The following is an 18,372-nucleotide window of genomic DNA, read 5'->3' on the forward strand; positions in this document are numbered from 1 at the left end:
AAAGGAGAGGGGCTTTGAAAAGTACCTCATCACTCCGGGAACTGCTATATCGGATATTTCCTGCTGGTAAAAAGTGGCAGCGCCAGTCAATTTAGTTAATCTAGCGCTTCTCATCTCTATGAAATACAGCCCTCACCCCAAACCCCTCTCCCAGAAAAGGAGAGGGGCTTTGAAAAGTACCTCATCACTCCGGGAACTGCTATATCGGATATTTCCTGCTGGTAAAAAGTGGCAAATATCCGGTTTAATTAGACTCAAAAATCCAGTTCGCAGATGGCAACCCCCCCCAAAAAAATGCGCGGTTTATACTGGCTGAACCCGTTTTTAAAAACCCTCAAGTGTAATTAAATGGTGACATGGGCTAAATTATTCCCCCTCCGGGGGATTGCAAATATTGGGAGAAACCAAGATAATCCCAATATGCTGTCAATGGATAATCTGAATCAAATATCAATGAAACAATTACTCTGGCTTACTGGCTTAATTTTGTTAGCACCTATGGCGTTAGTGGGGTGCGCGCCAGAAACTGAGACTGCTACTGAGACTGCTAATGAAATTGTAACTAATGGTCAGGAAGGGGGAACCTTAACCCTAATTGCAGATGCAGAAGATAGAATGCGAGAAGGGTTCGTTAGTAAAGATGGTTGGGAACTTAATTTTAATCATGCTCATGCCACTTTTAATAATATCAGAGCCTACCAAGCACAATCGCCTTTTGATCCAGATACTGACTCTCAGCCGGATTATATCACGCTTGTTGAGCTTCTCAACTCACCGACCACTGTAGATTTAGTTGGTGGAACAGAAGACACTCCCACAGTGACCACAGCCATAGCACCTCCAGGACATTACAATGCTCTTTCCTGGGAAATGGTGACGGCTACAGAGGGAGAATTTGCGGGGTCTACGCTGGTTTTAGATGGTACAGCGGAAAGAGATGGTCGCACTATCAATTTTACGATCGCTTTAAATAAACCTGTAGCTCATTTTTGCGGTGAGTATGTCGGAGATGAACGTAAAGGGTTTTTAGAAGCTAATGGGGTAGCTAAATTAGAAACAACTTTTCACTTTGACCACTTTTTTGGTCGTTCTGACCGTCCCATTGACCAATCTCCCAATGATGAGGCTATTGGTTTCCAGCCTTTTGCTAATATCGCTGAGGGAGATACTCTTAATGTTACCAGCGAAGAACTTCAACAGCTTTTGACTGAGGAAGAATATAATACCCTCGTATTTTCTGTGACTGAATTAGGTCATGTTGGCGAAGGTCATTGTCGCATTGAGCTACTTTAATTAGCTAAAGGGACACACTAGATCAGGATATGATTAACCTGATTAATGGTGTTGTCCCTGGCTTCAGTTAATCACTAAAATGACTAATCTCTAGCTGTTGAATTTCTCAGAGGCTTTTTGAAAGGCACTTTCTACATCACTCCAAGCCTTTTCAAAGCCACTTCTGATTTCTTCCCAGGCTTCTCCACCAGCATCTTGTAACTCTTGTAGCTTCTGGTTGGCATCATCTCGCTTGGCTTGTAGTTCCTCAATTTTCTCGTGATACTGAATAGTCGCATCTGCTTTGGCTTGTTGGCCTTTAGCTTTCATTTCATCTAGTTCAGCATTGAGTTTCTCGATTTGTGCTTTAACCTTACCTTTGTAGGCTTTTCTAGTTTCAGTGCTAGTTGCCATAATTAAAAATGATTTGATTGCGAATAACACTTTAACTATAGCTAGTTATTGAGGTGATGACATCTACCCTCAGCTAGAGTTTCGATCTACCCCCCCCAGAGTTAATCTTCCCGACAGCGCCAAACTAACAGTTGATGATTTTCTCCCCGACAAATTAAGGTATGACTATCTATGCCAAAAGTAATAGGACTGTATCCAGAAATCTCTGAGAGTGGCTGCTGTGATAGTCCCTGCATCTCAATTTTCCAGAGTCTAATTTTGCCATCATTGCTACCACCTGCCATAAATTTACCGTCAGGACTAATTGCTATTGAAGATATTATGGCTGGGTCTACAGTCTGTGTACTTAGTATAATTCCTTGTTGAAAATCCCAGAGTTTAATTGTGCCATCTTCACTACTACTGGCGAGAATTGTCTGGTTAGGACTGAATGCTAACGACAGGACTCCCCCTGAATGTCCGGTCAAAGTTTGCAGGCTGTGGAGTTTCCCAAATTGCCAGATTTTGATTTGTCCGTCCGCACCACCACTGGCGAATATACTGGACTGGGGATGATTAAATAAACCTTCGTGATTACCGGAATTATTGGCTGGGGAAAATGCAAAGGTGACACAAAAAACTTCCCCGGAATGTTCACACAGACGATAGAGAAGTTCCCCGTTGCGTTGATTCCATAATTTGATGGTAGCATTACCGCTACAACTGGCAATTATGTGACCGTCAGGACTGTAGGCGACGGCGTGAATTGGTCCGCAACGGTGACTATAGGGGGAACCTGAATGACTGAAAAATCTATCGGTCATGGTCCCTGTATTCAGGTTCCAACCTAGTAGGGTGCGGTCAAAACTACCACTGACTAAACGACGACCATTGGGACTAATGGCGATCGCATTTATGGCGGCTACATGACCACAAAAACGCTGGATTAATTGACCTGTATTCAGGTTCCATAGTCGGATACTTTGGTCGGCGCTACCACTAATTAATATATATCGATTCGGACTAATGGCGATCGCATTTACTGGCGCTTTGTGACCTTTCATTATGGTTTGACATTCCCAATTTGTCCCCGATATCTCTGGGTTTATCTGTCCGCTAAAATTGGCGCGTGATGTCGATAATAGTGACGGAAACACACAGGGGACAGGCGGCGGCATTCCCCAAATTGATTGATGAGTTGCTATGTGAACTGCTACCATAATCTGTAGGCTGGAAGCCGGGAGTTTTAGACTCACTGGTGGCTGTATATCCGCTAACACGGCGGCGGCTGATTGATAACGATCTTGTACTTTATCCGCCAGCATTTTATTGATAATATGCTTCAGTTGATGACTAATATGGCGATCGCTTTTCTCTAGGTGCGATTCCCAAATAAATTCTCCCTTATATGGGTCAAATAAACTCTGGGGATTTTCTCCTGTTAATAGGTGAATACAAGTTACCCCTAAACTATATAAATCACTGGCTGCATAGGCTTTCCCGCCGCGAATTTGCTCTAAGGGAGCATATCCTATCGTTCCGGTCATGGTTCCGGTTCTGGGATGTAAAATATCTATCTCGTGTTTGGCGACTCCAAAATCTACTAATACTAATTTACTGTCTAAATGTCTCCTAATAATGTTTTCTGGTTTGATATCTCTATGAATAACTTGATGGTCATGGATAAATTGGATTACGGGTAGTAAATCTAAGAGCAGTTCCCGCAATTTACCCTCCTCTAAAGGTTCCCCCAATTCTAGTTCGTCTAGGAGGTTATCTCCTTCTATATACTCCTGTATTAAATAGAGTCTGCTGTTGGCTTCAAAACAGGCAAATAAATGGGGGATTTGCGGATGATTTTCTAACTCCTGTAGTCGCTTCCCTTCTTGATAAAATAGTTCCGTGGCTTTCTGAATTTGGGCGACATTCTGCTGTTGTGGAGAAAATTGTTTAATAATACAGGGGGTTTGCAGGCGGTCTTCATCAACCCCTAAAAATGTCCGACTCATACCACCACCCCCCAGACTTTTTAAGCCTCTATAACGTTGTTTCAATAACAATAATGAGCCACAGCTTGAACAGACTTGGCTTCCCAGAGGATTTACTGGATTTAAACACAGGGGGTTCAGACAGTAACTCATTAGCTTAGGAATTAGGGGGAGTTAATCTTAACTGCTAATGGATTTTACTACCCCCTAGCCACCATTCACGAAATTCTTAATGATAATTTAGCTTTTTCATCCCCCAGATAGCCGCCAGCCATTGAATGACCCCTGATTAATTATAATCATCTCATCCTATATTATCTATGTAATCCCATGATGAAATTGCGATCGCATCCCCCAAACTGGCTAGGATTAATGATTGGTAATTCCCGACTACACTGGGGGAAATTTCAGGCTGATACTTTAGTGGAAACCTGGGACACTCAACACCTTAATCAATCTCCCTTAGAAATGGGATGGTCTTGGCTTCATCAAATATCCCCTGTACCCCTATTTATAGCCTCTGTAGTGCCTGAACAAATGCAATTATGGCAAAACTACCCCCAAGCTGAAATTATCACCCTAGAGTTGTTACCATTAGGGGGATTATATCCAACTTTCGGAATAGATAGGGGTTTAGCTGTTTTAGGTGCGGGGAATCAGTTGGGTTTTCCCATATTAGTTATTGATGCAGGGACGGCATTAACTTTAACCGGAGTAAATCAAAACCGCCAATTAATAGGCGGCGCAATATTACCCGGTTTAGGATTACAGTTTTCTTCCTTATCTAATCGTACAGCCACCCTCCCACAAGTGGCTTTTCCTGAGAGTTTACCTCAAAGGTGGGGTGTGAATACATCAGAAGCGATCGCCAGTGGTATTATCCACAGCATGATAGCTGGTCTGCGGGAGTTTATAACTGCTTGGTGTCAGGAGTTCCCCCACAGTAAAATTAGCATTACAGGAGGCGATCGCATTCCTCTCATGACCTACCTTAACAGTCAATACCCAAAAATAGCTGCTTTGATTGTAGATACCCCTGAAGCTATTTTTTGGGGAATGTCAGCTATGGTCAGAGATAGAAATCTTCCCAGTTTAAATCGGGTGAGTTTGTAGAAACTGACGGATATATTCACTGACTACGGCGGGAAACTCTTGGGGGAGGTTTTCGCCGCCATCAACCATAGAATTTAGGCTAGAATTAGGTAGGATGGAGTTCAAGGTTTCCGCCATGGCTTGAGTCATCGGTTGATCACGATTTCCTTGTAAAATTAATACGGGTATGGTTAATGAGTTTAGCTGCTCATTAAGTAATTCCCCTCGGATTTCAGCCAGACGGCGATTAAACAAAAACTGGCAGGAAATAGGCGATCGCATCATCACTTCTCGCGCTTTTAACCAATCGGCGATCGCATCCCCTTTCCCCAATAAACGGGTAAATGGATGTACCAGTTTTAGCCAAGTTGCTAAAAGGGGAGGATTTCCACATAACCACCGCATCCACCACCATTGTTTTTCGATTCCATTCACTGCTACCCCCTCTGGGGAAATTAAGACTAGACCTTTGACTTTATGCTGATAGCGAATTGCGTAACTGGCTGCTATCCATCCCCCCAGAGAATGTCCGACTAAGTGAACCTGATCTAATTTCAGCCACTCAATATATTCCGCTAAGTTTTCCACCGCCATCGTGATAGAATAGTGGATATTGGGGGATTCCGACTCACCACAACCAAGGCGATCGGGAGTATAACAATGATAGTCTGAGGATAGTTCTTCTATAATCGGCAGCCACTGACTACTATCTTGCCATGACCCATGTAGATAAACTACATCAGGACCCGCGCCAACTTCACGCCAGAATACTTGTCCCTGGGAAAGTCTCACGCGGGAATGGCGCAATGGTTGGGACAATAACGGTGTTTCCTGGGACTCAGCATAGGGAAAAGAACGTTCAAACATAGCCATATAATGAGATGCAGTATGATGAGTTGACTATTCTCGCGATGGTTAGTCATATCCCGGGATCGCAGATCATAGATGGGAATAGCCAGAAGCGAGATGATGTCATTATAGTATATATTATCAGCATTAGACCTAAAAAAATACGGTTGATAGCTTTTACCTGGCATATAATTGGCATAATTGGCAGGTATCCCAGAGGCTTAAATCCCCCAAATTTGAGGCTGTTAGGGGGGGTTAATGAGGATTATATATTGGTAAAATCTCCACCGATTATTAATAAGATATAGCCGTGTAATTAACAGTGTTCATGGTCGTAAAATTAAGCGATCGCTGTGCGACCTTGCAAGTAGTCTTGGATTTGTTGTTGATAATCATGACTAAGGTTATCCATTGGTATTTGTGTCAAGTCAAAGCCACGAACTTCCGCAATTTCTAAGGTGTCTTGAATGTGCATATTTCCGGTAACTTCTGCCGACACAAGAATACAAATAGAATGGAGTCTAGGGTCACGATGAGCGCCCGAATAAACTCCTACCAAACGCCCAAGTTTAACCAGTTCTAAACCTGTTTCCTCAGCCAGTTCTCGCTTAACAGTGGTGAGGATATCTTCACCCCAATCTATCATACCTCCAGGTAAAGCCCATTTGCCATTATCCTGGCGGCGAACCAAGATAATTTTGCCATCTGGCAATAGAGGAACGATGCTAACTCCGGTAACAGGATGGCGAAAAATAATGCCCAAAACCGTATAAACAAAACGCATCCAGCCCTTCACCAATTCTAACATATTTTCTAACCTTCCCCAGATAAATCTTGAAGAATAGTGATAGCATGACCTTCTGGCTTAACCTTGGGATAAATTTTGTGAATATAGCCATCTGGGTTAATGATGAAAGTTTGGCGATAAATACCCATAAACTCTCGACCCATGAATTTTTTTAAGCCATAACTATCATAGAGGGTGGCAACTTTACCATCCGGGTCACAGAGCAGAGGAAAAGGCAGATGGTATTTGTTGATAAACTTGGTATGAGATTTAGGGTCATCGGTGCTAATTCCGAGAACAATGATATTGTTACTTTGATAATCTGCATAGACATCGCGAAAACCGCAGGCTTCCTTAGTACAGCCAGGAGTGTGATCACGGGGGTAAAAATAGATAACCACAGTTTGACCGCGAAATTGACTGAGGGTAATCAAATTTCCGTCCTGGTCGGAGAGAGTAAAATCTGGAGCGAGATCACCAACATTTAGATTCATAGTATTAGGGGATTTCAGAGAATAATGGGGGAATGAGGGTCAAACCTTTCTGAATAGCGATCGCCACTGTCGTTAAATAATAATGGTTATGGCAATATTTAAACATCGACAATGATACCGTCACTATGGTTGACCCAAAACCTTTGTATGTTATCATGCTCTAGCCTGCTACCAGACATTGGGCTATTTTCAGGTTAAGCGTAACCCGATTAGCTAGAATGTCAGGTGTTCCATAAAAGCTCAACTACCTCCTCCACTTGTTTACCGTGTTAAGAATTGGATCCAATCTACTCCAACGCTGGTTACTCCCCAGTTTAGTAAGTGTCTTGCTGATGGCATCAGGTGCCGAAGCTGCCGAAGTTCGGTCTTGGGAATTTGAAAGTTCCCAAAATCGTCTGTCATTTACTACAGATGAAGGAGTACAGCCTACCGCGAAATTGCTCTCGAACCCGACCCGTCTGGTAATTGAACTACCAGGGACAAGTTTAGGTTCTGTGTCCGGTCAGCGTTCATCACCAGGGGGAAATATTCGTGAAATTCGTTGGGAACAAGCCGATAATCAAAATGCCAGAATTATTGTAGAACTGGTAGAAGGTTATACCCTAAACCCGCAAATGGTGCAGTTTCGAGGGATTTCTGCCAGTGAGTGGATGGTACAACTACCACAACCCCAAGCTATTGGCTCATCATCACCCCCGGCTGCACTTCCGGCTCAAGCTACTGTGGTTAGCGCTACTGAACCAGTCCAACAGCAATTTCAGCAGCCAGTCCAACAACAATTTCAACAGACCGCTCAAGCCAACCCTAACCGTTCAATTCCTAACCAGCCGCAAACATTTGTTGAACAAATCGAAATGCGCGATAACGGCATTGTCTTAAAGACCACAGGTCAAATGCCACAGATTGAGTTGAAACGCTCTCAAGACGGCACTTGGATGACCTTAGATATTTTCGGCGCGAGTTTGAGGGGTGCGACCACAAGGGGGAGAGCAGTCAACCGGGAAGGCGTGGCCATAAGTCAAGTTACCCAACTTTCCACAACCCCCCCAGTGGTGCGGGTGACATTCAGTACCCCTAATACTAATCAAAATTGGGAAGCCAGAGCAGTAGCGGGAGGGGTATCAATTTGGCCCCAAGGCGGAGTTCCCCCGGCTGTGCAGGCAAGTTCGAGTATAGTTACCATTGAGTCGATTACCCTTCAAAATCAATCCTATTTCGCGGTGAGGGGTAATGGTCCTCTCAACTATACTCACGGTTGGGATGCAGAAACGGGAGCTTATGGTATTACGTTTTTCTCGGCTAGATTAGCTGACGGGGTGCGACTTCCCCAAAGAGAAGTGGGAGGACCGATTATTTGGTCTCGGTTGCGTCAGGAAGACCCAGATACTTTTACGGTGTTATTTCAACCAGCTACCAGGGTGCAGGTAGGACAGGTTAGCCAAAATAGTCCTCAAGAATTGGCTATTCCTATGGGTGTGCATTTAGCGTCTGGCGCTCCTCCCCCCAGAACTCCAGCCCCGGTAACACAACCACCTATAAATAATCCGAATCCTTTTCCGCCTCCGGCTCAAAATCGACCACCTTCGTCCCTCCCACTACCTTTTCCGCCGCCTAATCGTCCATCTCCTCAGCCTCCTGTGGGTAGAAATCCTAATGCTAGGGTATCTGTGGTTATTGACCCTGGACATGGCGGCAGTGACCCAGGAGCGGTGGGAGTTGGTGGTATTCGAGAAAAGGATGTTGTTATTTCTATTTCCCTGCAAGTTCAGCAGATTTTGGAGCAGAATGGGGTTAATGTGGTGATGACCCGCACTGACGATCGCACTATTGACCTGGAACCGCGAGTGTCATTAGCTAACCGTGTTGGGGCTGTGGCTTTTGTGAGTATCCATGCCAATGCGGCTTATCGCGCTGGTGCTACGGGTGTGGAAACTTTCTACCATCAAACTGGCTATAGCTTGGCTCAGTACATTCAAAACAGCATCCTGGCTAATTTCTCACTGCACAATCGGGGTGTGAAGCAGGCTCGGTTTTATGTCCTCAGAAATACGACTATGCCTTCGGCTTTGGTGGAGGTGGGGTTTCTCACTAATGCTAATGATGCTCGTTTGTTGGCTGACCCAGCACAAAGAACTCGCATGGCTCAGGCGATCGCTCAAGGTATTCTTCAATATCTCCGAGCCAGTGGATACTAGGCTTGACTTGCCTATTTAAGCAAAGCAGGCGGCTACTAAAAATAGGCTATCCACTAAAATGGTGCTTAAAACTGCGCCGCCAAATACCCACCACTGGGGTTCTGGGGACTGGAGGGGAAATACTCCTACTCCGAATAGGGTCATGGCTAATACTACCGCCCAGCTAATTCCCCACGGGGTTCCTGCTAGGGCGATCGCATTTTGGAATATAGGCATGGCCATTGATGGATCGACCTGCATTAATTGTCGCCAACTGGGGATTAAACCTGCTATATAAAAGTATCCGTCCGTAACGGCGGTTCCGAATAGAGACCCTAGGTAAAACCAATTGCCTACTTTACCCCATCCCCGCCACAGACACCACACCGCAAAGGGAACTCCTATCGATTCTACCGGTAAATGTAGCAGGGGTTCCCACCTCAGCCAACCCCAATATATCGACCCGGTTAACCAAGTCCAGCTAAATCCAAATAGCAAATCTCCCCATAATTCCGTTTCTTTGGTTCTCAGTAAATATAAACTTACCCCTAACCATCCCCCGGTCATGATTAGGCTCAACATTGGCCAGATTCTCACTAGGGGCGCTTGGAAAAATACTGGGACTGATACTAAAAATACGGCGATCGTAAATGGTAACCACCTTTGACTCTGTTGGGCTTTTTTGACAAATGTTGCCCAAGACCACTGCTGTACCCACAGCGGTTGAGTTGATGTCAGAATGTAGGCCAGAAGAATATTGCTAAACAAGGCTTCTTTAAGATTTGTTACTGAAGTTCATATTAATTGATGATATCACAAATATTTATCCCCCCCAGGGGCATAAATTCTACACAAAAATCAATAGTTGATTTTTTGGTCAATTATAAAAAAAAGATAAAGGGGGGTTGACAGGGGGGACGATTTGGGGTATTATATTGACATATTGTTAAATAATTGGATATTAGCAAAAATAAAAAAAAGGCATAAATGCCATTATTAATATAGTAACACAAGTGACCTCAAAAAGATATCCCATTTCCCCAATCCGCAAATTTTTTAACATTTCTTAATATTTGTTACAAAACTTAACAAAACTCTGTTAATTGACGAGAGGATGTTAAATTGGTCCAGTGCGTAGAAGTGTAAATTTCAGATCTAGAGTTAATGAGACAATTCCCCACAATCATGGATTTCCAGAGTCTTCCGGTCTATATGGCAGATTTAGTCACGCCAGGAATGGGAGAAATTGAAGTAGAATCGCAGATGACGTTATTCCAGGCGATTATTTTAGGGATAGTCCAGGGACTAACGGAATTTATCCCGATTAGTAGCAGCGCCCATTTAAAAATAGTTCCGATGGCACTAGGATGGGGAGATCCTGGGGTAGCATTTACGGCTATTATTCAATTGGGGAGCATGGCGGCGATTTTCTCGTTTTTCTGGTCTGATCTGAAAAAGGTAGTATTGGGGGCGATAGATGCGATCGCTAAATCGGATTACCAGTCGGTAGATTTTCGTATGGCTTTGGGGATTGGTTTGGGAACTCTACCGATTGTGTTTTTTGGGTTACTGATTAAATTATTTATACCCGATTACGATAGTTCACCTCTGCGGAGTACAGTGGCGATCGCGATCGCTTCGATTGTGATGGCCAGCCTATTGGCGATCGCGGAAAAACTAGGAAGCCGAAAGCGAGACTTTGACCATCTGAATGCTAAGGACGGGGTACTGATGGGTTTGGCGCAAACCTTAGCGCTGATACCGGGTGTATCCCGGTCAGGTTCCACCATAACCGCCGGGTTATTTATGGGACTAGAAAGGGGAACCGCCGCCCGATTTTCGTTTTTATTAGGAATTCCGGCGATTACCCTAGCAGGGTTGGTAGAATTAAAAGACTTCTTAGAGGCTGGAATAGACGACATTAGTACAGCGGCGTTAGTAGTGGGTTTAATTTCGTCAACCATATTTTCCTACCTATCTATCGCCTGGTTAATCCGTTATCTGCAAACCAGTAGTACATGGCTGTTTGTGTGGTATAGACTAGCTTTTGGTGTGGCGATTTTAACGGCAGTGGTAGGCGGCGCTTTGGAGAATATTTAATATAGAATAGGGAGAGGGCGATCGCGATCGGGGGAAGTTCCGCTAGTTCCTCCCAGGCGGGCCAGAAGATTAAGAAACCAACCCGTCCTACCTCACCAGGGAATTAATGGATAATTGATTGTGGTAGGGTATTATCTGTGAGGTTGAGATGGCAGTATGAGTGTATCTTCTATCCGTCCGGCGCTAATTACTGAGGTGTTACCGGACTCCATTGGGGCTGATGTGGGTTTTGAACCCGGAGATGCGATCGTGTCCATTAATGGAACTCGTCCCCGCGATTTAATCGATTATCAATTCCTGTGTGCGGATGAGTTTCTGGAAATTGAAGTGATTGACAGTCAGGGAAAAACCCATCATATTGAGCTAGAAAAAGACTATGACGAGAGCCTAGGTTTAGAGTTTGAAACCGCCCTATTTGATGGTTTAATTCAGTGCAATAACCGCTGTCCTTTTTGCTTTATAGACCAGCAACCGCCTGGAAAAAGAGGTTCTCTTTACTTAAAAGATGATGATTATCGCCTGAGTTTTCTCTATGGTTCTTATCTAACCTTAACTAATTTACCTCAATCTGAGTGGGATAGAATTGCTCAGATGAGAATTTCGCCTCTGTATGTTTCCGTCCATGCCACCGAGCCAGAAGTGAGAAGTTTGCTGCTGAAAAATCAGCGAGCAGGTCAGATTTTAGAGCAGTTAAAATGGTTTCAAAAGCACCGTTTACAAATTCATGCTCAAGTGGTGGTTTGTCCGGGGATAAATGATGGTGTTCACCTAGAAAAAACTTTACTAGATTTAGCGGAATTTCACCGGGGAGATATTCCGGCGGTGGCTTCGGTGGCGGTGGTTCCGGTGGGGTTAACTCGTTTTCGACCCCCGGAAGATCAACTGATTTCGGTAAGCCAGGAAAAGGCGAGGGAGGTGATTAAGCAAGTGCAAAACCTCCAGGATAAATTCAAGCAAGAATTGGGGTCAACTTGTGTGTGGTTGGCGGATGAATGGTTTTTAATCGCCCGTGAGGAGTTACCACCAGAGTCTGATTATGAGGACTATCCGCAAATTGGTAATGGGGTGGGGTCTATTCGTAAGTTTTTAAGGGAATTTGAGACGGCTTTTGAGAGGGTGAAATGGGAAACTGGGAATGGTGTGGCTAGTCCTCGGCGCTGGACTTGGGTGGTGGGGAATGCTGTAGAATTGGCGTTTAAGCCTATTGTCGCCCGGTTGAATGGGGTGGAAGGGTTAAGGGTGGAAATGGTGGCTTTGGCTAGTGATTATTGGGGACAGGAAATAACTGTAACGGGGTTGTTGACGGGTCAGGATTTAATCGCGGGACTCCAAGGACGAGATTTGGGTGATGGGGTTTTGCTTCCGTCTTTAATGTTGAAAACTGGGGATACTCGCTTTTTGGATGATTTGACTGTGGCGGAAGTAGAGGCGACTTTGCAGACTAAAATTGTAACTGTAAATGGGGTTGATGAATTGTTGGCGATCGCCTCAAATCTGACACACTGAAAGCCAGAAGCCTCAGCGTGTCGAGTTGGTCCACAAAAAAACCTAATTTCCCCAAATCCGCTTTAAGACTTCATCAGGGGAGATATCAGCCATTTTTCCGGTGGGAGATTTGACAGCGATCGCCCTTTCGCTGGGGGGGAGTAATTTATGAGGATCAGTAGGACCAAATAAAGCAATGGTATAAGTACCAACGGCGATCGCCAAGTGCATGGGGGCGCTATCGGTACAAACCATAAGATTAGCAGCAGCGATCATCGCCGCGAGTTTACCAATATCCTCTGGTTGTGTCAACTTAACTTGAGGACAACGCTGGGTTATTTGAGTAATCAGGGCTTGATCTTCAGGTCCTTCGACCAAAACCACAGGTAGGTTAGGCTGTCGCTGTTGGATATCCTCAATAATCTTCTGCCAGCTTTCAACCGGGTAAATTTTATCAATGCCCTTATTAATAGCCATCTGACTAGACCCGCCATGAATAAGGATATAGCCACTTTCCTTAACTCCGAGGCTTTCCTGTTCCCTATCAGCCCAAGCCAAGTCCGACTTAGGGACATTAATCTGTAATCCGCTAAAGGGGGTGATAATGTCTAGGCCCTGCAATAAATCATGGTACATCTGGGCTGCATACTGTTCAGTTTTGAGGGGGACAGCATCGGTGAGAAAGATTTCTCCGCTACTCCCTGCATAACCGACGCGGTTAGGTATTCCCGTCAGCCACAGCAACAGCCCTACAGTCCATCGTTGTCCGAGGGAGATCACTACATCATATTCTCGGTCACGGACAATGCCAATCAAATTACCCCAGTCGGCGAGACTATTGCGCCCTTTAAAATCATAGGGGATAACTTTGGATACTGACTTACAGACGCGGTAAGCAGTTTGGGCCCTAGGTTCGGTCACTACGGAAATTTGGGCATGGGGATAGGCTTGCTTTAAATCGTCTAGGGTAGGGAAAAACAGAATTTGGTCGCCAATCCCACCTGGGACAAGGGCTAGTATTTTCATTTTAATTAATAGAGTTAATCTACTTATCAGCTTAATTCTAAATGAAGACAGTTCGGAAAACCATAGAAAAATATCTCAGGTTTACTGGGCGGGGGTTAACCTGAGTGGGTGAAGTAGGGGGGAATAATTTTTGGGCAGCGCCACAGCCTGTATGCCATGGCTGAAAGGGATGGAAATTGGTTTTAGAAGAATAATTAAAGAGGGCGCGAGATGAGCATCGAATGGTTTGCCTATTCTCAGTGACGCTCTATAATACTATCACCAAAAACAAAAGACTTAGGTAATCATGTATTTACTAATTCCCGCCGCCGGAAGTGGACGGCGTATGGGGGCAAGCTGTAACAAATTGCTACTGAAATTATTGGACAGATCCCTACTTGGTTGGACTCTAGCTAGTGCCGGGGCATCTAAATCGATTATTTGGATTGGTATTATCGGACAAACTGCTGATTTCCCGGATTTTAAGGCGATCGTAGACGAGGTTTCCCTGAATCTACCCATAAAGTTCATTATTGGGGGAGAAACCCGTCAGGAGTCGGTTTATAACGGCTTACAAGCTCTTCCCCCTGAAGCCGACCGGGTTTTAATCCACGACGGCGCGAGATGTTTAGCGACCCCCGATTTATTCGATCGCTGTACGAAGGCTCTCGAATCGGTATCTGGTTTGATTGCCGCTATTCCAGTCAAGGATACCATCAAAATAGTGGATGGTAATAATTTTATCCAGGATACTCCCGATCGCCGTCAATTATGGGCCGCCCAAACTCCCCAAGGTTTTGAAGTTCCACTACTGAGGGAATGTCACGAAAAAGGCCGTCATCTGGGTTGGGACGTTACTGATGATGCGGCGCTGTTTGAACGTTGTGGTCTTCCGGTTCAGGTGGTGGAGGGGGAGGAAACTAATCTGAAAGTTACTACTCCTGTAGATTTACAGATTGCTGAGTTTATCCTGCGGGAAAGGTTGGCAATTACATAATCAAAGCGGGGACGATTACTGCGGATATCTCCGAGTTTTAATAAACCGAGTGGGTTAGGATTTTATCAATTAAGAAAGTGGTGATTGATTATGCTCTCTGATATCGCATTCCGGGAAGCTGGGTAACTAACTCCAATAATTCTAATTGTAATAATTGGCTGGAGACAGTTGCGGCATCCATTCCCGACTGTTCAACAATTAAATCAAATGGTGTGGGTTGGGAGGCGATCGCATTTAATATTTTAGCTAAATCTGGGTCTAAATTAGGAGATTCTGGTCGGGGTTTAGTCTGTTCCAGAATAGAAAGCTGGGTAGGTGTGTCTAATTGAGGGATAGCGCCAAGTTGTTCTAGGAGTTGTTCAATGTCCACGGGAATCACGCCAGCACCGCCATCAATTAACTTTAGACAACCGTGGGATTTCTCATCATCTAAACGACCTGGTAAAACATAAACATCTCGGACAAATTCATTGGCAATACGGGCAGTAATTAAGGCTCCTGAACGTTGAGGTGCTTCCATGACAAATACTGCCAGACTTAGCCCAGCAATAATGCGGTTACGTCGGGGAAAATTGGTAGCGTTGGGTTTAGTGCCACTGGGAAATTCACTAATTAATAATCCCTGTTGTAATACCTGCTCACAAAGGGGGCGATTTTCTTTGGGATAAGCAATATCAACTCCCGTGCCTAAAACGGCTAGGGTACGTCCTCCTGCTTCTAAACAACTGCGATGAGCTTCTGTGTCGATACCTGCTGCCATTCCTGATACAATAGTAAAGCCATGATGTGCTAGGGTGCTGCTAATTTTGCGAGTCCAGCGTCGTCCATATTCTGTGGGGTAGCGGGTTCCTACAATGCCAATGGTGGGGACATGGCCTTGATTTTCTTCGGGGTTGATTATTCCTCGGTAATAAAGCACTGGTGGTGGGGAGGGTATTTCTGATAAAAGCCGAGGATAATTTGGGTCGGCGGGAGTCCAAAAGTTAGGGTTTTTAATCAGATGATTTTGCAATAGTTGCTGGGGGTTAATTTGCGATCGCTCAGTGATCACTTTTTCTAAACTCTGTCTTCCGAACCCTTCTACAGAACCTAATTCCATGGGGGATGCCTGCCAAGCGGTGGCCAGACTTCCGAACCTTTCCTGTAATCTTTGAAGGGTGATGGGGCCGATACCATGAATTTTTGACCATGCCAGCCAGTAAACCCGTTCCTCAGACATTGGGGATTTTAATGAAAATTACATTTAACCAGTATATGCTACAATATAGTATAGCACAATATCCGCAAATCAGCAATGAATAAAAACTTGGTTTTTGGGAGAGAGAGCTGGTAATTGGCGGGGATGTGCGGTGAATTGAAATTCAAGGTAAAAGCAAATGACACGAGCAAGTGACCAGCACAACTGGGATGATTTTTGTGCCATGTTAGGAGAGATTGAAACGATAAGCGATCGCTCTCAGGTAGCCAAACTATCCCAAGACTACTACCACTTTAGCCCCATCTTAAAACCGCTTTTACAAGACAAAACGGGTGATATTGTAGTGCTTCCCCGTTCGGAATCGGAAGTTTTAAAAGTAGCTAAACTCTGCGTTGACTATCAGATACCCCTAACGGTTAGGGGAGCCGGAACCGGGAACTATGGGCAGTGTGTACCCCTGAAAGGTGGGGTAATTTTAGATATGTCTAAAATGAATAATATAGTCTGGATTAAGCCAGGTTGTGCCTGTGTAGAACCGGGGGTTAAACTAGCAGCATTAGACAAAAAAACTCGCGAAATTGGTTGGGAACTGCGGATGTTTCCCTCTACCTATCGGACAGCGACTATTGGGGGTTTTATTGGTGGTGGTAGTGGTGGTATTGGTTCGATTACTTATGGACAATTACGGGATAATGGCAACCTTCACGCCGTCCGTGTTGTCACCTTAGAAGCGGAACCTAGGATAATTGAACTCAGGGGAGATGCCGTGCAAAATATTAATCATGCCTATGGTACTAATGGCATTATTACCCAATTAGAAATACCTCTAGCACCTGTATATCCATGGGTGGAGTTAATTGTCACCTTTAACGAGTTTATGAATGCTGCGAAATTCGGTCAGGCTTTAAGTCAGTCCGATGGTATGATCAAAAAATTAGTTTCTATTTGCGCCGCCCCAATTCCATCCTATTTTATTCCTTTTCGTGAGATGATCCCATCTGGTGAACAGGCGGCACTGTTAATGGTAGCTGAAACTAGCCTCGAACCTTTACAAGAATTGATTAAAAATTTTCAGGGTAAAATCTGCTATCAAAAATCCACCCAGGAAACCGTAAAGGGTACAACTATCATTGAGTTTACCTGGAATCATACGACTTTACACGCTCGCAGTATAGACCCATCTTTAACCTATTTACAAACCCTATTTCCAGCCGACCCAGAATTAAAATTGATTCAGGAATGTTATGATTATTTTGGGGATGAGGTGATTCAGCATTTGGAGTTTCTGCGTACTGGGGGAAATTTACACCCAGCCGGGTTACCAATTGTCCGATTTACGAATGAAGCTAGGTTAAATGAAATTATCCAATATCATGAAGACCGAGGGGCAATTATTTTTAATCCCCATACCTACATTTTGGAAGATGGGGGAATGAAGAAGGTTGATCTACAACAATTAAACTTTAAACGAAAATATGATCCTCTAGGTTTACTCAATCCTGGTAAAATGAGAGGATGGGTGGATAATGGATAATGTAACTATCTCTGAAAGAGGGTTGGGGAGAGGCAGGTATAATGGTGGAGAATCAATGACTAATATTAACAGGTTTTTGGAGATATTAATAATTGCTAAAAGGCTATCTATACGGAGTATATGGCTATTACTGTTAAGTTTATTAAGTATAAGTGTTTCTGGTGCTAGTAAATCTCCATGGGTGAGAGTTCCTATCTTTGGATTTCATGATATTATTGATAGCCGGGAAGACTTAGTTAAATTTCAGCGTCCCCTAGTTAGTACAGATTACGAAAAACGCCAGCTTTATAGTTTTTTGAATTACCTAGTAGTTAATGATTATTGGTTTCTGTCTAGCCAGGATTTATTTGTTTATTTTATCCAAAAGTCTCAACCTATACCGGCTGAGTATGAAAACCGCAAGCCAGTGATGATTACCTTTGATGATGGTTATGCTGGGGTTCATGATCATGTACTGCCAATCTTAAAAGACTTGGAATATATTTATCGTGAAAAAGTGAAGGTGGTTTTATTTGTTAATCCTGCTTATATGGGGGTTAATATGCCTCCCTATATTCCTCATCTAAGTTGTGAGGATTTACGATATGGTTTTGCCAAGGGATATTATGATATTCAGTCTCACGGCTATTCTCATCAAAATCTGACTAAACTAGATGCTAATAATTTACGGATTGAGTTGGAATGGGGGAAATCTCAATTACGGAAATGTACCGAAGATTTAGATCGTAATCAATTAGTGGCTGCTCATATTGCTTATCCTTTTGGTGCGTTATCTACTCAATTAGAAAGATATCTGAGAGGCTATCATTTAACTGGGTATCTTTATGATAATCGAGTCTCCCGACCAACTCAGTTAAAAAATCCGTTCCGAATTTCTCGTATTCCGGTTAATAAAGACACCCAAATTCATGAATTAATTAAGATGGCAGAAATGGCTAAACCTGTGAAATTGTCTATCAGTGATAACTGAATTTTGGTAGTTGTGCTAATGTAGGACAGGATCA

Annotated in this window: 16 protein-coding genes; 8 read left to right on the plus strand and 8 right to left on the minus strand. The window is 44.0% G+C overall.

What is annotated here, in order from left to right; all coding sequences use genetic code 11:
- Positions 1-453 precede the first annotated feature (453 nt).
- Complete coding sequence (locus ACTIE0_RS09310) at positions 454-1,293, plus strand: hypothetical protein (protein ID WP_235720182.1); 840 nt, start codon at positions 454-456, stop codon at positions 1,291-1,293.
- Between the two features lie 90 nt (positions 1,294-1,383).
- On the opposite strand, the gene ACTIE0_RS09315 is transcribed toward ACTIE0_RS09310, so the two are convergent.
- Both ACTIE0_RS09315 and ACTIE0_RS09320 read right to left on the minus strand, forming a co-directional pair.
- Entirely contained in the window at positions 1,384-1,686 is a 303-nt protein-coding gene (locus tag ACTIE0_RS09315) for a sll1863 family stress response protein (RefSeq protein WP_006668812.1), read from the minus strand.
- 101 nt (positions 1,687-1,787) lie between these two features.
- The gene (locus ACTIE0_RS09320) at positions 1,788-3,806 is read right to left on the minus strand and encodes a serine/threonine-protein kinase (RefSeq protein WP_006625144.1); all 2,019 of its coding nucleotides are present in this window, start codon (positions 3,804-3,806) and stop codon (positions 1,788-1,790) included.
- 177 nt (positions 3,807-3,983) lie between these two features.
- Here ACTIE0_RS09320 and ACTIE0_RS09325 point away from each other — a divergent pair, with 177 nt between their 5' ends.
- On the plus strand, positions 3,984-4,766 hold the full coding sequence (locus ACTIE0_RS09325) for a pantothenate kinase (RefSeq protein WP_006668811.1): 783 nt from the start codon (positions 3,984-3,986) through the stop codon (positions 4,764-4,766).
- Here the strand turns inward: ACTIE0_RS09325 and ACTIE0_RS09330 are convergent.
- From ACTIE0_RS09330 to bcp, 3 genes are all read right to left on the minus strand, one after another.
- Complete coding sequence (locus ACTIE0_RS09330; protein ID WP_235720181.1) at positions 4,746-5,612, minus strand: alpha/beta fold hydrolase; 867 nt, start codon at positions 5,610-5,612, stop codon at positions 4,746-4,748. The two genes, ACTIE0_RS09325 and ACTIE0_RS09330, sit on opposite strands and share 21 nt — an antisense overlap.
- A 322-nt stretch (positions 5,613-5,934) precedes the next feature.
- Positions 5,935-6,402: an NUDIX hydrolase gene (locus ACTIE0_RS09335; protein WP_006625140.1), complete on the minus strand. Its 468-nt coding sequence runs from the start codon at positions 6,400-6,402 to the stop codon at positions 5,935-5,937.
- 5 nt (positions 6,403-6,407) lie between these two features.
- Positions 6,408-6,875 (minus strand): thioredoxin-dependent thiol peroxidase, encoded by a 468-nt coding sequence (gene bcp, locus ACTIE0_RS09340; RefSeq protein WP_006625139.1) that lies wholly within the window; start codon positions 6,873-6,875, stop codon positions 6,408-6,410.
- A 266-nt stretch (positions 6,876-7,141) separates the two neighbouring features.
- Here bcp and ACTIE0_RS09345 point away from each other — a divergent pair, with 266 nt between their 5' ends.
- The gene (locus tag ACTIE0_RS09345; RefSeq protein WP_006668808.1) at positions 7,142-9,070 is read left to right on the plus strand and encodes an N-acetylmuramoyl-L-alanine amidase; all 1,929 of its coding nucleotides are present in this window, start codon (positions 7,142-7,144) and stop codon (positions 9,068-9,070) included.
- A gap of 15 nt (positions 9,071-9,085) precedes the next feature.
- On the opposite strand, the gene ACTIE0_RS09350 is transcribed toward ACTIE0_RS09345, so the two are convergent.
- Complete coding sequence (locus ACTIE0_RS09350) at positions 9,086-9,817, minus strand: DUF3120 domain-containing protein (protein WP_006625136.1); 732 nt, start codon at positions 9,815-9,817, stop codon at positions 9,086-9,088.
- 417 nt (positions 9,818-10,234) lie between these two features.
- On the opposite strand from ACTIE0_RS09350, the gene ACTIE0_RS09355 reads away from it, so the two are divergent.
- Both ACTIE0_RS09355 and ACTIE0_RS09360 read left to right on the plus strand, forming a co-directional pair.
- On the plus strand, positions 10,235-11,149 hold the full coding sequence (locus tag ACTIE0_RS09355) for an undecaprenyl-diphosphate phosphatase (RefSeq protein WP_006668806.1): 915 nt from the start codon (positions 10,235-10,237) through the stop codon (positions 11,147-11,149).
- A 156-nt stretch (positions 11,150-11,305) separates the two neighbouring features.
- Positions 11,306-12,655, plus strand: coding sequence for a TIGR03279 family radical SAM protein (locus tag ACTIE0_RS09360; RefSeq protein WP_006668805.1), 1,350 nt, complete (start codon positions 11,306-11,308; stop codon positions 12,653-12,655).
- A 42-nt stretch (positions 12,656-12,697) separates the two neighbouring features.
- On the opposite strand, the gene ACTIE0_RS09365 is transcribed toward ACTIE0_RS09360, so the two are convergent.
- Complete coding sequence (locus ACTIE0_RS09365; RefSeq protein ID WP_006625133.1) at positions 12,698-13,660, minus strand: glycosyltransferase family 9 protein; 963 nt, start codon at positions 13,658-13,660, stop codon at positions 12,698-12,700.
- 286 nt (positions 13,661-13,946) lie between these two features.
- On the opposite strand from ACTIE0_RS09365, the gene ispD reads away from it, so the two are divergent.
- Positions 13,947-14,636 (plus strand): 2-C-methyl-D-erythritol 4-phosphate cytidylyltransferase, encoded by a 690-nt coding sequence (ispD, locus tag ACTIE0_RS09370; RefSeq protein WP_006625132.1) that lies wholly within the window; start codon positions 13,947-13,949, stop codon positions 14,634-14,636.
- Between the two features lie 88 nt (positions 14,637-14,724).
- On the opposite strand, the gene dprA is transcribed toward ispD, so the two are convergent.
- Positions 14,725-15,855 carry a DNA-processing protein DprA gene (gene dprA, locus ACTIE0_RS09375; RefSeq protein ID WP_006668804.1) on the minus strand — a complete coding sequence of 377 codons (1,131 nt, stop codon included), beginning with the start codon at positions 15,853-15,855 and terminating at the stop codon, positions 14,725-14,727.
- Between the two features lie 157 nt (positions 15,856-16,012).
- Here dprA and ACTIE0_RS09380 point away from each other — a divergent pair, with 157 nt between their 5' ends.
- Positions 16,013-17,368, plus strand: a complete 1,356-nt coding sequence (locus ACTIE0_RS09380; protein WP_006625130.1) for an FAD-binding oxidoreductase — start codon at positions 16,013-16,015, stop codon at positions 17,366-17,368.
- Positions 17,369-17,423: 55 nt separating this feature from the next.
- Positions 17,424-18,338 carry a polysaccharide deacetylase family protein gene (locus ACTIE0_RS09385; protein WP_046319471.1) on the plus strand — a complete coding sequence of 305 codons (915 nt, stop codon included), beginning with the start codon at positions 17,424-17,426 and terminating at the stop codon, positions 18,336-18,338.
- Positions 18,339-18,372: the final 34 nt, after the last annotated feature.

Origin of the sequence: Limnospira sp. (assembly GCF_051859755.1) — a bacterium.
Taxonomy (GTDB): domain Bacteria; phylum Cyanobacteriota; class Cyanobacteriia; order Cyanobacteriales; family Microcoleaceae; genus Limnospira; species Limnospira fusiformis.

Bases quoted from the DNA above. Each gene is read 5' to 3' on its own strand.
- ACTIE0_RS09310 (WP_235720182.1), top strand. From the start codon at position 454: ATGAAACAATTACTCTGGCTTACTGGCTTAATTTTGTTAGCACCTATG.
- ACTIE0_RS09315 (WP_006668812.1), bottom strand. From the start codon at position 1,686: ATGGCAACTAGCACTGAAACTAGAAAAGCCTACAAAGGTAAGGTTAAA.
- ACTIE0_RS09320 (WP_006625144.1), bottom strand. From the start codon at position 3,806: ATGAGTTACTGTCTGAACCCCCTGTGTTTAAATCCAGTAAATCCTCTG.
- ACTIE0_RS09325 (WP_006668811.1), top strand. From the start codon at position 3,984: ATGATGAAATTGCGATCGCATCCCCCAAACTGGCTAGGATTAATGATT.
- ACTIE0_RS09330 (WP_235720181.1), bottom strand. From the start codon at position 5,612: ATGTTTGAACGTTCTTTTCCCTATGCTGAGTCCCAGGAAACACCGTTA.
- ACTIE0_RS09335 (WP_006625140.1), bottom strand. From the start codon at position 6,402: ATGTTAGAATTGGTGAAGGGCTGGATGCGTTTTGTTTATACGGTTTTG.
- bcp (WP_006625139.1), bottom strand. From the start codon at position 6,875: ATGAATCTAAATGTTGGTGATCTCGCTCCAGATTTTACTCTCTCCGAC.
- ACTIE0_RS09355 (WP_006668806.1), top strand. From the start codon at position 10,235: ATGGATTTCCAGAGTCTTCCGGTCTATATGGCAGATTTAGTCACGCCA.
- ACTIE0_RS09360 (WP_006668805.1), top strand. From the start codon at position 11,306: ATGAGTGTATCTTCTATCCGTCCGGCGCTAATTACTGAGGTGTTACCG.
- ACTIE0_RS09365 (WP_006625133.1), bottom strand. From the start codon at position 13,660: ATGAAAATACTAGCCCTTGTCCCAGGTGGGATTGGCGACCAAATTCTG.
- ispD (WP_006625132.1), top strand. From the start codon at position 13,947: ATGTATTTACTAATTCCCGCCGCCGGAAGTGGACGGCGTATGGGGGCA.
- dprA (WP_006668804.1), bottom strand. From the start codon at position 15,855: ATGTCTGAGGAACGGGTTTACTGGCTGGCATGGTCAAAAATTCATGGT.
- ACTIE0_RS09380 (WP_006625130.1), top strand. From the start codon at position 16,013: ATGACACGAGCAAGTGACCAGCACAACTGGGATGATTTTTGTGCCATG.
- ACTIE0_RS09385 (WP_046319471.1), top strand. From the start codon at position 17,424: ATGACTAATATTAACAGGTTTTTGGAGATATTAATAATTGCTAAAAGG.